At 67.5% G+C, this 13,355-nt stretch carries 10 protein-coding genes; 6 read left to right on the top strand and 4 right to left on the bottom strand.

The genetic code is table 11. From position 1 onward, the window contains the following. Positions 1–38: 38 nt before the first annotated feature. Complete coding sequence (locus AC1RM6_RS02185) at positions 39–1,088, bottom strand: phosphotransferase family protein (protein ID WP_493097950.1); 1,050 nt, start codon at positions 1,086–1,088, stop codon at positions 39–41. 187 nt (positions 1,089–1,275) lie between these two features. Between AC1RM6_RS02185 and AC1RM6_RS02180 the strand changes: the two genes are divergently transcribed. The 4 genes from AC1RM6_RS02180 (at position 1,276) to AC1RM6_RS02165 (ending at position 5,504) form a co-directional block, all read left to right on the top strand. After that, entirely contained in the window at positions 1,276–2,478 is a 1,203-nt protein-coding gene (locus tag AC1RM6_RS02180; RefSeq protein WP_493097949.1) for an amidohydrolase family protein, read from the top strand. Positions 2,479–2,690: 212 nt separating this feature from the next. Further along, a complete protein-coding gene (locus AC1RM6_RS02175; protein WP_493097948.1) occupies positions 2,691–3,905 on the top strand; it encodes a CaiB/BaiF CoA transferase family protein in 1,215 nt (404 codons plus the stop codon). A gap of 29 nt (positions 3,906–3,934) precedes the next feature. After that, the gene (locus AC1RM6_RS02170; RefSeq protein WP_493097947.1) at positions 3,935–4,318 is read left to right on the top strand and encodes a Zn-ribbon domain-containing OB-fold protein; all 384 of its coding nucleotides are present in this window, start codon (positions 3,935–3,937) and stop codon (positions 4,316–4,318) included. After that, positions 4,311–5,504, top strand: a complete 1,194-nt coding sequence (locus AC1RM6_RS02165) for a thiolase family protein (RefSeq protein ID WP_493097946.1) — start codon at positions 4,311–4,313, stop codon at positions 5,502–5,504. The genes AC1RM6_RS02170 and AC1RM6_RS02165 overlap by 8 nt, the downstream gene beginning before the upstream one ends. 96 nt (positions 5,505–5,600) lie before the next feature. On the opposite strand, the gene AC1RM6_RS02160 is transcribed toward AC1RM6_RS02165, so the two are convergent. The 3 genes from AC1RM6_RS02160 to AC1RM6_RS02150 all read right to left on the bottom strand — a co-directional run bounded on the left by AC1RM6_RS02160 (position 5,601) and on the right by AC1RM6_RS02150 (position 11,232). Further along, a complete protein-coding gene (locus tag AC1RM6_RS02160) occupies positions 5,601–8,018 on the bottom strand; it encodes a hypothetical protein (RefSeq protein WP_493097945.1) in 2,418 nt (805 codons plus the stop codon). Between the two features lie 127 nt (positions 8,019–8,145). Beyond that, positions 8,146–9,276 (bottom strand): Fic family protein, encoded by a 1,131-nt coding sequence (locus tag AC1RM6_RS02155; RefSeq protein WP_493097944.1) that lies wholly within the window; start codon positions 9,274–9,276, stop codon positions 8,146–8,148. A gap of 78 nt (positions 9,277–9,354) precedes the next feature. After that, positions 9,355–11,232, bottom strand: a complete 1,878-nt coding sequence (locus tag AC1RM6_RS02150; protein ID WP_493097943.1) for a M1 family metallopeptidase — start codon at positions 11,230–11,232, stop codon at positions 9,355–9,357. Positions 11,233–11,460: 228 nt separating this feature from the next. Here AC1RM6_RS02150 and AC1RM6_RS02145 point away from each other — a divergent pair, with 228 nt between their 5' ends. Continuing rightward, the gene (locus AC1RM6_RS02145) at positions 11,461–11,769 is read left to right on the top strand and encodes a hypothetical protein (RefSeq protein WP_493097942.1); all 309 of its coding nucleotides are present in this window, start codon (positions 11,461–11,463) and stop codon (positions 11,767–11,769) included. A 230-nt stretch (positions 11,770–11,999) separates the two neighbouring features. Then, positions 12,000–13,352, top strand: coding sequence for an LLM class flavin-dependent oxidoreductase (locus AC1RM6_RS02140; RefSeq protein WP_493097941.1), 1,353 nt, complete (start codon positions 12,000–12,002; stop codon positions 13,350–13,352). Positions 13,353–13,355 lie beyond the last annotated feature (3 nt).

Genomic DNA, 13,355 nt, shown 5'->3' with positions numbered 1-13,355 from the left:
CGAGGATGCGTCAGCATCTTCGAGATCGCGTATAGGCCTCACGCCACCTTCAGCCGCTTCGCCAGCCACGCCTCGTCGGGCAGCGTCATCCCGTTCGATCCGGCGGTGCGGATCGAGCAGCACGACATCTTGAGCCGCACGAAATCCTCATACCAGGCGATGTCGTCGGTCGGGATGCCGGTGACCTCCTGCCACAGCGCGATCGTCTCCTCGCGGGTACCCATCCCCTCGAGCCAGCCGCGCTCGGCATTGGCGGCGTGGTGAAGCTCGGACAGGGTGATCCACCAGGCGAGGTCGTGGAGCGCCCCGCCGAGCGAGGGCTGTTCCCAGTCCATCACCGCGACCACCTGAAAATCGGCGTCGAACATCATGTTGCCGAGTCGCGCATCGCCCCAGACGAGCCCGGCGGGCTGGTTCTTCGGCCACATCGCCGCGAGCCGGTCCATCCCCGCCCGCAGCACCGGCCAGGGCCGATCTTCCTCGACCCAGGCGATGAAGCGGCGATATTTGTCCCACTCGTGCGCGAGCCCCTCCTCGGGGCCCAACGCGTCCTTGAGGAAGCCCAGCCCCTCGCGCGGCACCGACTGGATCGCGGCGAGCTGGCGCACCCCGCTCTCCCACAGCCGGCGGCGCTGGTCGGGGGTCGCGTCATACACCCAGCCGGTCTTGCCATAGGACGGCATGCTGACCGGCACCCGCCCGGTCTTCTTCTCCATGATGAAGAAGGGCGCGCCGAGCAGCGACGGATCTTCCTCCAGCCACATCGGCCGCGCCACCCGCACCGCGCCATGCTCATGGACCGCGCGCATGAGCTTATATTGTTCGACGAACAGATCGTCGGGAAACACCAGATGCGCGGTCGGCTTGATCCGCACGACATAGCCCTGGGTCCGGCGCGCACCGCCTTCGCTCCACGCGGCGTCGAACAATATCGTCTCGTGCGACATCCCCGCGCCACGCGGATAATCGAGATGGGTGACCGCGATATCGGTCGCGCCGGGCAGGCGATCGGCGAGCCACGCCTCGAGCGACCGCGCGAGCGGATCGAGATCGCGGACATGGGGCGCAACGATCGCGGCGGTCGACATGGGCTCTCCTGATTTGTTCGATATATCGAAATATTATTCTGATAAAATCGTAGAAGTCGCCCGCATCCAAGTCAAGGGTACGCGCCCTGCGTCCCGCCGCGACGCTTGACATCGGAGTCGGGCAAGGTCAGTATCTTTTCCATATATCGAAACATTGTTCGGGTTTTAACCGATCGGGAGAGAGACGATGGCAGGTGATGCGATGCTGGCCGAGCGGACGCCGGAGACGAAGTCGAAGCTGGGCTGGCAGCTTATCGATGCCGATGCGCATATCGATCCGCCCTATGAGATGTGGCGCGACTATCTGCCGGCGGCTCTCCGCGACCTCGCCCCCTATGTCGAGGAAGGCGACGAATGCGACTATGTGGTGTTCGAGGGCAGCCGCAAGCCGATCCGGATGATCAACAACCAGGCCGGCCGCAAGGGCGCCGACTTCAAGATGGTCGGCAAGCGCTCCGAACAGCGCGCGTCCTGGCTGCCCGACCTGCGGCTCGCCGACATGGACGCCGACGGCATCGATGCCGCGGTGCTGTTCGGCGGCGGCCCGCTCGGCACCTTCAACTCCGAACTCTATGTCGCCAGCTTCGAGGCTTATAATCGCTGGGTGTGGGATTTCTGCGCCGCCGACCGCCGCCGGCTGGTGCCGATCGCCTATCTGCCGATGCGCGACATCGACGAGACGCTGACGCTGATGAAGCAGGCCGCCAGGCTCGGCTTCCGTTCGGCCAACATCCCCGCCTTCCCCCAGTCGAAGGCCGGCTACAGCACCGGCGCCGGGGTCAAGGCGCTCAAGGAAGGCCAGGTCGCGGCGCTGACCGGCGATCCCAAGGGCGAATGGCAGTATAGCCACCCCGACTTCGACCGGCTGTGGGCCGCGTTCGAGGAATATGACATGACCACCACCATCCATCTCGGCGCCCGGGTGCCGCGCTTCGGCGAGAAGCAGTTCTTCCTCGCCGACATGCCGATGAGCAAGATGGCGATGGCCGAGCCGATCGCGATCTGCATCTTCAACGGCATCTTCCAGCGCTTCCCCAAGCTGCGCTTCGCCAGCGTCGAAAGCGGGGTCGGCTGGTTCGCCTGGTTCACCGAATATATGGACCGCACCTGGGAGAAGCAGCGCTTCTGGACCGAGAGCACGCTGACCGAGAAGCCGAGCTTCTTCATGGACCGCAACGTGTTCGGATCGTTCATCCAGGACCGGATCGGCATCCTCTGCCGCGATCTGCCCGGCGGGCGCAACATCATGTGGTCGTCGGACTATCCGCACAGCGAGACCACCTTCCCGATCTCGCACGAGATCATCGCCCGCGATTTCGAGGGTATTCCCGAGGCCGACATCAAGGCGATCACCTGCGACCGGGCGCGCAAGCTCTATAGCGTCGATTGAGCTGCGAGCGCGCGCTCGCCCACGCGTCGACATCGGCAGCCGCGCGCACTTAAGCCCTCTCCCGTTTTTCACGGGAGAGGGTTTGGGTGAGGGTCTTCTTCTTTCTTCTCACTTGGATCGATGGGACGCATGCCCCAGGAAGGAAGAAGAAGACCCTCATCCAACCTTCTCCCGCACGCGGGAGAAGGCTAAAAAGGAGAGGAACAACGCAAATGCCAAGGCCGCTCGAAGGCATCAAAATCGTCGAGGTCGCGATGTGGGCGTTCGTGCCCGCCGCGGGGGGGATCCTCGCCGATCTCGGCGCCAGCGTGATCAAGGTCGAACCGCCGACCGGCGATCCGATCCGCGGGCTGCAGATCGGCGGCCTGGCCAGCGATGCGCCGGCGTTCGACTTCTCCTGGGAGAGCTATAATCGCGGCAAGCGCAGCATCACCCTCGACCTGCGCCAGCCACAGGGGGTCGATATCCTCTACCGGCTGCTCGAGGAGGCCGACGTCTTCCTCACCAATCTGCTGCCGCCGGCGCGGCGGCGGATGGGGATCGACGTCGACACCGTCCGCGCGCGTTTCCCGAACCTGATCTATGCGACCGGCAGCGGGGTCGGCCAGCAGGGCCCCGAGGCCGATCGCGGCGGCTTCGATTCGATCAGCTTCTGGGCGCGCGGCGGCATTTCCTCGTCGTTGAGCGAAGAGGATGCCGAGCTTCCGGTCGGCCCGCCCGGCCCCGCCTTCGGCGACACGCTGAGCGCGGCGATGCTCGCCGGCGGCATCTCGGCGGCGATCGCCCAGCGCGCGATGACCGGCCATGCCTCGGTCGTCGACGTCTCGCTGCTCGCCGCGGCGATGTGGGCGATGCAGCGCCCGATCACCCAGTCGACCCACGACGGCGTCACCCGCTTTCCGCGGCCGAAGGCCGGGCTCCCCAACAATCCGCTGGTCAATGTCTATCGCACCAGCGACGATCGCTTCGTGTCGCTCTGCATGCTCCAGGCCCAACGCTATTGGGGAAAATTCTGCGAGGTCGCGGGGCGTCCCGACCTCGCCGCCGACCCGCGCTTCGCCGAGACCGCCGGTCGCAAGGCGCACATGGCCGAATGCGTCGCCGAACTGAAGGCGCTGTTCCGCGGCAAACCGCTCGCCGAATGGCGCGCCATCCTCGCCCGCCAGGACGGCCAGTGGGACGTCGTCCAGCATGTCGGCGAACTGAAGGACGACGCCCAGGTCCAGGCCAATCGCTATATCCAGACGGTGAACGACGATTCGGGGCGCGAACTGCGGACGGTGAGCGTCCCCTTCCAGTTCGACGGCGCCCCTTTGCCCTCGCGGCTCGCCCCCGCGCTCGGCGCCGACAGCGAGACGATCCTCGAAGGGCTCGGCTATGACGAAGCGGCGATCCTCGACCTCAAGATCGCCGGCGTGGTGTTTTGAGCCCCCCGTCTGCAACGCGCCAGCTGCCGGTGATCGACCGGGAAACCGGCTTTTACTGGACCGGCGGCGCCGACGGCCGGCTGCGGATCGCGCGCTGTGGCGGCTGCGGCCATTATCAGCATCCGCCGCTGCCGCGCTGCCCCGCCTGCGGCAGCGACGCGATCGCGCCGGCGCCGGTCTCGGGCCATGGCCGGATCGCGACCTTCACCGTCAACCATGAGGCGTGGAAGCCGGGGCTGTCGGTGCCGTTCGTCTTCGCCGCGGTCGAACTGGCCGAGCAGCCCGAACTCTATGTCTTCACCAACATCCTCGGCCCGGTCGAGGCGGTGCGCAGCGGGTTGCCGGTGACCGTCGTCTTCGAACGGCATGAGGATGTCTTCCTGCCGATGTTCCGGATCGACGACGATGTTTGAGACCCTCCCCGAAAAGCAGGTCGCCATCACCGGCGCCGGCCAGTCCGAGGTCGGCCGGCCGTCGAACCGCAGCGCGCTCCAGCTCACCGTCGACGCCTGCCTCGCGGCGATCGCCGATGCCGGCCTCACCCCCGCCGACATCGACGGCATCACCACCTATCCGGGTCGGTCGGGCGACAGCGGCGGCTTCTCGCCGGTCGGATCGACCGAGGCGATGCTCGCGCTCGGCATGGACCCGGTCTGGGTCGGCGCCTCGACCGAAGGCCATGCCCATATGGGCGCGATCATCAGTGCAATTCAGGCGATCGCCTCGGGACTGTGCCGCCATGTCCTCGTCTTCCGCACCGTCGCCCAGGCGACCGCGCGCGCGCGGGCGCGCACCTCGACCCTGCTCGGCGCCGGTGCAGGCGGCGCCGTGCGGGTCGACGGCGCCAATGCCTGGACGGTGCCCTATGACGCGCTGTCGCCGATCAACATCTATGCGCTCTACGCCCAGGCCTATTTCGACAAATATGGCGCGACCGCCGAACAGCTCGGCGCGATCGCGGTCAACGGCCGGGCGATGGCCGCGCACAACCCCAATGCGATCTACCGCAAGCCGCTCAGCCTCGACGATTATCTCGCCTCGCGGCTCATCTCGTCGCCGCTCCGGCTCTACGACTGCGACAGCCATATCGACGGATCGACCGCGATCCTGCTCTCGCGCCGCGACGTCGCGCGCGACCTCGCCCAGCCGCCGATCCTGATCGAGGCGATGGGCATGTCGATCGGCGGGCTCGGCTACGGCCTCCACCGCGGCGACTTCACCGCGCTCCCCGCCGACCGCGCCGGTGCGATGCTCTGGTCGCGCACCGACCTGAAACCCGCCGACGTCGATGTCGCCCAGATCTATGACGGTTTCTCGATCCTGACCCTGCTCTGGCTCGAAGCGCTCCAGCTCTGCGGCCGCGGCGAGGCGGCGGCGTTCGTCGAAGGCGGCCGCCGCATCGGCCTTGGCGGCGAACTCCCGCTCAACACCAGCGGCGGCCAGCTCTCGGCCGGTCGCTTCCACGGCTATGGCCATAGTTACGAGGCCTGCCTCCAGCTCTGGGGCAAGGCCGGCGCGCGCCAGGTCGCGGACGCGCGAGTCTGCGCGGTCGCCAATGGCGGCTATGGCTATGGCGCGCTGCTACTGCGGCTGGAGTGACTCTGCCGTCGTTCCGGCGGAGGCCGGAACCGCCCAAGGCTAGAGCGCGCGTTCGAGCCTTGGGCGGCCCCGGCCTCCGCCGGGGCGACGTCCCGATCACGGCACGCTCACGCTCGCGATGATCGCCGGATCGTCCCGCAACCGCAGATACAGCGTCCTGCCCGCCCCCGCCGGTACCGTCAGCGCGGTCCCGGTGAACCCGTCGGGCACCGCGACCGCATCGGTGAACGCCTCGTCGCGCGCGGCATCGCCGATCAGGAAGAGGTCGCGGCCCGCCATCTGGCAGGTCCGCTTCGCGCCGTCGCAGGCGAAGCGGGTCAGCACCGGCAGCCGCACCAGCGACGCCAGTGCGATCCAGTCGCTCGGGACTCCGTCCTGGATCAGGCGAAAGCGCAACGGTCCATAAGCGGCGGTACCTAGCAGCTTGCCGGGCTCGACCGTCGCGACCAGCACCTCGACGCTCTGCGGGATCAGCCCGTCCTTGGCGCCGATCACCGCCGAGGCGCGGCCGTCGGCGGTGGCGATCTCGATCGTCTCCGTACCGTTGAAACGCGCGCCGGGCGCCGCCCCGATCGAAAAGGTCAGCCGCGCATCCTGGGTCAGCGCCTCGTCGCCGCGCAGCGCGATCGGCAGCGCGCCGCCGGCGGGCGCGCGCGCCACCGTCCGCGCGATCAGCCGCGCCTTGGGCCGCGCCGCCGCGACGGTGACGCCGATCGACAATTTGCGGCCGTCGGCCAGCGTCACCCGCGCGCTGCCCTCCTGCCCCGCGGTCAGCGCCGATGCCGCCTCGGCATCGGCCGCCGCCATCGTCAGCAGATCGGTCTTGCCGCTGCGCTCGAGCCCGTCGGGGCGAAAATTCAGCCCGTCGAAGCTCAGCGACGACACCATGTCGAGCCGGTTGCCGCTGAGCACCCCGCGGCCGTCGCCGGCATAGAGTTTGAACGCCTCGAGCCGTGCCGCCTCGGGCACCACCGAGACCGGAATCTCGCGCGGCGCGGCGGCGCCAAATTCGCGGACCAGCAGGGTCATCTTGCCGCGCTTGGCCGCCGCCCGCGGGACCTGCAGCGACAGCCTGTTCGCGCCATCGGCCTTCCAGCCGAGCGCCTGGGTCGCGCCGGCGGCGTCGCGCAGCATCACCCCCTCGACGCACGCCGATGCGCCGCCTTGCAGATCGATGCCATTGTCGCGGCCGGTGACGATCGACACCGTCTCGCCGTCGTCGGCGGGCCGCCAGCTCTGCCCTTGCGGGTTCTGCAGGCGGAAGCGCGGGCCGTCGAACGGCGCGAAGCCCCAGGTCCCGTGCAGCGTGCCGTCGATCCACGGCCCGAAATCGGCGAGCTGCCAGCCGGCGTCGCCGATCACATAGCCGCCGCGTTCGGCATCGGCGCGCACCGGCAGATCGACCAGCCCGCCATCGGATTTCTTCACCCTGAGCGCCATGTCATGGGCATAGCCGGTCGCATAGACCAGCGGCGCGCCCTCGGCCGCCAGCACCGCCCCCGGCCGGGCCGCGCACAGCGCCGGCGCGGTGGCGACCGCGCGCAGCGGCGGCGCCTCGCCCGGCTCGATCGCCGGCATCGCGATCACCAGCGCCGATTTGGGCTTGTCGAACGACGGCGCGGCGTTGAGCACCAGCCCGATCCGCTCGCCCTGGAAGCGCGAGAGCGCGGGAATATATTGGAAATGGGTCGACTGGAACGCGCCGAACACCCGGGCGATGTCGCGGACCACGCCGATATAGGAACTATAATAGCCATAGCCGCCCTCGGGGGTCGAGGCGAACTGCAACGCCAGGTCGGTGGTGGTCGAGGCCAGCGTCTCGGTCAGCGAACTCGTATGGCCGTCGGCGAGCACCAGCGACTCGCGGCTCTGCGTCAGGCACGCCGCCTGGACATCGGCGGCCTGGTCGAGGCATTCCTTGTTGAGCTTGATCGCCAGGCTATGGGTCAGGATCGGCGAGACCGCCTCGATATTTTCGGGGCGGGTGCGGTCCTGGCGGCGGATCGCCTCGACGAAGGCGTCGAGCCGCGTGCGGTCGAGCGACGCCTGGTTGAGATCCTGGGTCGCGCGGACGAACGCGCCGGGCTGGCCGCGCACCGCGTCGATCAGCGCGCCGAAATCGCCGCCGGTGCTCGGCGCCAGGAACAGCACGAGCTGATGCGCGCCCTCGGGGACGACGATATCGAGCCCGCTTTTCTTCTTCTGCCAGGTCTCGGCGCGGAAGAACCAGCTCTTGGGCGGCGGGTTGGTCGCCCCGCGCAGGAAGGCCGCGACCATCAGATAGCGCGCGCCCTGGTCGGCGGGCAGCAGCGCGTCGATCCTGATCCGGTCGCCCGCCGCCAGATTGGGCACCTGGGTGATCGGCAGCGTCTTGCCCGCGCGATCGACCATGATCTGCAGGCCGGGGCCGGTGAGATCGAACGGCGCATTCTGCGCCGATGCCGCCGGCGGCGGCGTCATGAACAGCGACAGCGCCCCCAGGACGAGAGCGATCCTCTTTCGGTTCGGCTTCAAGAGAAACGCCGTCCTTTCAACTTTGCGCGCCATGGCGATCCACATGATGGGCCATGCCTATCGCCCGATGAAACGAGTGTGAACCCGGTCGGGTCCAGGCCCGACGACATCGATATGCGCCAGCTGCTCATACGGACAGCAGCACATAGCTCGTGCTGCGACCGCCGGCCGGTTCCTTGCCGAGCACGCCCCGCTTCACCAGATCGTCGATGTCGCGCAGCGCCGTGTCCTGCGAGCATCGGGCGATCTTCGCCCATTTCGATGTGGTCAGCTTGCCTTCGAACCCATCGAACAGAAGCTCGAGGAGCTTGCGCTGCCGCTCGTTGAAACCTGCGGCGGCATGTGCCTCCCAGAAGCGTGCCTTACGGAAGACCGAAGCAAGGATGGCTTCGGCGCGATCGAACGCGCGGTCCAGGCAGTCGAGAAACCATGCCAGCCAGGGCGTGATGTCCAGGTCGCGTTTCTGGGTCTTTTCCAGCAGATCATAATAAGCGTTGCGCTCGGCGCGGATCTGCGCGGACATGCTGTAGAAGCGTTGGGGACTCCGTTCGGATCGGGCCAGCGACAGGTCGGCGATCGCCCGGGCAATCCGGCCATTGCCGTCGTCGAACGGGTGGATCGTCACGAACCAGAGATGCGCGATTGCAGCCTTGAGAACCGGGTCCAGGGGTTGATCGCCCGCGAACCAGTCGAGAAAGGCCTTCATTTCCTGCGGTAGCCGGCCAGCAGATGGTGCTTGATAATGCACGCGCTCCCGCCCGATCGGTCCCGATACCACTTGCATCGGCCCTTGAGCGTCATCGCGCCAAGCGCCCACGACGATACGGCTCATCGCATTGCGACCGGTGGGGAACAGTGCTGCGTGCCAGCCGAACAGGCGTTCGTCGGTAAGCGGTTCGGCATAAGCCTGGGTCGCGTCGAGCATCATTTCGACGACGCCCTCGATATGGCGGTCGGCCGGCACGAGACCCGCCACGTCCATGCCCAGCCGCCGGGCGATCGACGATCGCACCTGGGCCTTGTCGAGCCGCTCGCCCTCGATCTCGCTGGATTTCAGCACGTCCTCGGTCAGGGTGAGCAACATCGCCTGCTCGCGCATCGCAAAGCCCAGTGCTTCCATCCGGCCGATCAGCCTGCCCTGGCGGTGGCGTACGGCAGCAAGCTTCGCCGACAATTGCGCATCGCGCCAGTGGAAGCCAGGCCAGTCGTCACGCTCGTGGATATAGGGCATATTCACCGCACCTCTGGCGAAGAACATGCCCTTATCGACCAAGTCGGGCAAGCGTATTCACCGCAAAAGATGCGGTGATTAAGCACGTCATTCACCGCATCGCCGTCACGGCTTCCGGTTCAGCATCTTGTCGACCGACGCCACCGTCACCGGATGATATTGTGGCCGCGCCTTCGCATAGGCCCGCTCCGCGATCGGCCTGCCCCAATCGCCCTGCTCGATCAGCGCCCGATAGACCGGGCGGATCAGCAGCAGCCGGCCGACCCGCGGCAGATATTCCTCGGCCGAGGCGACCGCGGGCTCGTAGCGGTTGCCGATCGCCAGCACGAGCCACGCCGACCGGAGATAGGCGTTCGGCGACACCGACAGCTTCATCGTCCCGTCGAGTTCGGCGAGCCGCGCGGCCGTCAGCTTGCGCGGCAGGCCGTTGAGGAAGCGCAGCCATTCCTGGGTGCCCCAGCCGGCATATCGGATCGACCCGATCGCCGCTCCGGCCTTCGCCGCGGCGATCGCGCGATCGACCTCGGCCAGCGTCGCCGAACGGACATGGACCGCATTGTCGGGCAGCCCCGGCTCATAGGCCCAGCGGTCGAGCTGCAACTTCGCCTCGAGCGCGGCATCGCCCTTGATCAGGTTCCTGCGCAGGTCGACGAGGAAGGCGGCGGTAGTCTGCGGCTGGAAGGCATGGCGATCGAAATAGCTGCGCAGATAAGCGTCCCAGCGCGCCCGGCCGACGGTCTGTTCGATCGTCCGCAGGAAGGTCGCGCCCTTGTTGTAGGCGAGCTCGCCATAGAGATCCTCGGGGTCGCCGTGCAGCCGGGTCGCGCTCGGCTTGCCTTCCTTCAGGTCGCGCTGGAGATCGTCCCACGACAGGTCGGCGAGGATCGCGGCGCGCTCCTTGCCATAGACGATCTCGTCGATGCGGTTCTCGAAATAGGTGGTGAAACCCTCGTTGAGCCAGCTGTCCGACCAGGTCGCGTTGGTGACGAGATTGCCCGACCAGCTGTGCGCGAGTTCGTGCGCGACGACGTCGGTGTTCGCCTTGTCGCCGGTGAACATCGTCGGGGTCAGGAAGGTCAGCGTCGGATTCTCCATCCCGCCGAACGGGAAGGACGGCGGCAGCACGAGCAGGTCGTAGCGGCCCCAGCGATAGGGACCGTACAGCCCCTCGGCGGCCTTCACCATGCGCTCGGTATCGTCGAGCTCGGGGGCCACTTTCGCGAGGGTCGCCGGCTCGGCCCAGACCCCGGTGCGGGTCCCCAGCGGCTTGAAGGCGAGGTCGCCGACCGCGAGCGAGATCAGATAGGGCGGCACCGCATGGTCCATGCGGAAGCTGAAGCGCCTGAGCCCGCCGTCGACCGCCTCGCCCTTCGGGGTCAGCCGCTCGCCGCTCATCACCGCCACCAGATCGGCGGGCACCGCGATCCGCGCGCTCCAGCTCTGGCGGATGCCGGGGCTGTCCTGGGTCGGGATCCAGCTGCGATTCTCGATCGACTGGCCCTGGCTGAACAGGAACGGCTTGACCTTGCCCGCGGTCAGCGCCGGCGGCAGCCACCCGAGCGCGCTGGCATCGGGCTTCGATCGGTAGGTGATCACGATCCTGCGCGCCGCGCCGATCGTCACCGTCAGCGGCGCGCCCTTGTAATCGTCGCTCGCCCCGACCGACCAGACGAGCGGCTTGCCCTGCGCGTCGGCGATCACCTCGATCACCAGCCCCTTGTCGTCGAGTATGATCTCCTTCGCACCCGCCGCGGCGAGGATGTCGAGCGTCGCGGTGCCGCGCATCTCCTTCGTCTTGAAGTCGGCGACGAGATCGAGATCGACATGGGTCACCCGCGCGATCTCGGGCCGCGCATAGGACAGCACGTCGCGCGCATCGGCGCTGGTCAGGATCGGCGACGGCGCGTCGGGCTTCGCCGCGAGCGGCGTGGCGGCGGTGGCGAGAAGGGCGGAGATCAGCAGGGCCGAGGGGATTGTTCGCATGGGCGCATCTTTGGCGTCCGCGGTGCGATGCCGCAAGCGGGGAGGACGGCGATCAGGTCCTCTTCGTCGTGCCAGCGAAGGCTGGCATCCATGTCTGGTGCGACAATCGACGGCATGTCGGGTGGAGAGAGACATGGGTCCCAGCCTCCGCCGGGACGACGGAAAAAGAAGCCATTATCCCCCCATTAACCATATTCCGTCATGGCTCTGCGCAAAGGAGACAAGTCCATGACCATCCCGGCCATCGTCGCGGGCGTCTCGCTCGGCCTCGACCTCGTGCGCAAAGTCACCGGTTCCGACAGCAGCAGCGGCAAATCGTCGTTCGAGCAGGTCCTCGCCGAGTTCAAGAAGGTCGCGGCACAGACCCCGGTCGAGCGCGCCTCCGAGGCGGTGCTGAAGAAGCATGGGCTCACCAAGGACGATCTGAACAAGCTGCCCAAGGCCGAGCGCGACGGCATATTGCGCGAGATCCAGGACGCGGTGAAGCGCGTCGTCGGCGTCGATCCCAAGACGACCACGACCCAGGGCTTCGCGTGATATCGGCGCCAATCCCCACCCTATTTCCGTTCGTGTCGAGCGTAATCGAGACACGCTCCACCAGCGCTACGTGTCTCGACTTCGCTCGACACGAACGGATTAAATATTTCGACCGCCAGGATAGATCACCCGCTTCGATCGCATCAGCAGTCCCAATATAGGCTTGAGAAGCCCTCGTTATCGCGCCTGACCGGGCGCCGCTAAGCCGTGCCGATCCAAAGGAGATCGAGATGGCACTACAGGCGCAGCGGCAACTCAAGCTCGGCGCGATCCTCGAAGGGGTCGGGGTCGATCAGGGATCGTGGCGCGACCCGGCGCTGCCCGGCGACGCCAGCGTCGACATCGACTGGTATATCGCGAACGCCCGCGCTGCCGAGGCGGCGAAGTTCGACCTCGTCTTCATCGTCGATTCGCCGTTCATCACCCCCGACACCGCGCCGCACTTCCTCAACCGGCTCGAACCGCTGACCCTGTTGTCGGCGGTCGCGGTGTCGACTTCGCGGATCGGCCTGGTGGGCACCCTCACCACCTCTTATTGGGAACCCTATAATGTCGCGCGCCAGTTCGGCTCGCTCGACCATATCAGCAAGGGTCGCGCCGGCTGGAACGTCGTCACCACCGGGCTCGAGGGGGCGGCGCGCAACTATGGCCGCGACGCCCATTTCGAACATGGCGTGCGCTATGCCCGCGCCCGCGAATTCGTCGAGGTCGTCCAGGGGCTGTGGGACAGCTATGAGGACGACGCCTTTCCGCGCGACAAGGCCGCGGGGGTCTTCCTCGACAAGGGCAAGCAGCATCCGCTCAACCACAAGGGCCAGCATTTCTCGGTCGCCGGGCCGATCGCGCTCAGCCGTTCGCGCCAGGGCCAGCCGGTCATCTTCCAGGCCGGCGACAGCGACGAGGGCCGCAATCTCGGCGCGCATATCGCCGAAGGCACCTTCGCCAGCGCCGAGGATTATGAAGGCGGCCAGGCTTATTATCGCGACCTCAAGGCGCGCGCCGCCGCGCTCGGCCGCGACCCCGACAAGATCGTGGTGATGCCCGGGCTGGTGCCGGTGATCGCCGAGACCGATGCGGAGGCGCAGGCGATCGCCGCCGCCCAGACCGCGGCACTCGACATCGACAAGCTGCTCGTCCAGCTCGGCCGCGCGTTCAACTATCACGACTTCCGCCAATATCCGCTCGACGAACCCTTCCCCGACGTCAGCCATGTCACCCTCAACAGCTATAAGGGCCATGCCGAGCGCATCATCAGGGGCGCGCGCGAACGCGGGCTGACCCTGCGCGAGGCGGCCTATCGCTACGGCATCTTCCGGTCGGACTTCGTCGGATCGCCCGAGACGATCGCCAACGAGATCGAGCGCTGGTTCGTCGGCCGCGCCGCCGACGGCTTCAACCTGCGCGTCACCCGTCCGGCCGATTTCGCGCTGTTCCGCGAACGGGTCGTGCCGATCCTGCAGGCGCGCGGGCTGTTCCGCACCGATTACGAGCACGCCACGCTGCGCGGTCATCTCGGGCTCGACGTGCCCGAGAACCGCCACACGCTGGCCCGTTCGGCGGCGCACGCGATCGCGGCCGAATAACCA

The sequence above is a fragment of the Rhizorhabdus sp. GW822-FHT03C02 genome, from assembly GCF_058801765.1.
This window is presented reverse-complemented; position numbering and strand designations above follow the sequence as displayed.

Coding starts and splice junctions, on each gene's coding strand:
- AC1RM6_RS02185 (WP_493097950.1), bottom strand. CDS start 1,088: ATGTCGACCGCCGCGATCGTTGCGCCCCATGTCCGCGATCTCGATCCG.
- AC1RM6_RS02180 (WP_493097949.1), top strand. CDS start 1,276: ATGGCAGGTGATGCGATGCTGGCCGAGCGGACGCCGGAGACGAAGTCG.
- AC1RM6_RS02175 (WP_493097948.1), top strand. CDS start 2,691: ATGCCAAGGCCGCTCGAAGGCATCAAAATCGTCGAGGTCGCGATGTGG.
- AC1RM6_RS02165 (WP_493097946.1), top strand. CDS start 4,311: ATGTTTGAGACCCTCCCCGAAAAGCAGGTCGCCATCACCGGCGCCGGC.
- AC1RM6_RS02155 (WP_493097944.1), bottom strand. CDS start 9,276: ATGTTCTTCGCCAGAGGTGCGGTGAATATGCCCTATATCCACGAGCGT.
- AC1RM6_RS02150 (WP_493097943.1), bottom strand. CDS start 11,232: ATGCGAACAATCCCCTCGGCCCTGCTGATCTCCGCCCTTCTCGCCACC.
- AC1RM6_RS02145 (WP_493097942.1), top strand. CDS start 11,461: ATGACCATCCCGGCCATCGTCGCGGGCGTCTCGCTCGGCCTCGACCTC.
- AC1RM6_RS02140 (WP_493097941.1), top strand. CDS start 12,000: ATGGCACTACAGGCGCAGCGGCAACTCAAGCTCGGCGCGATCCTCGAA.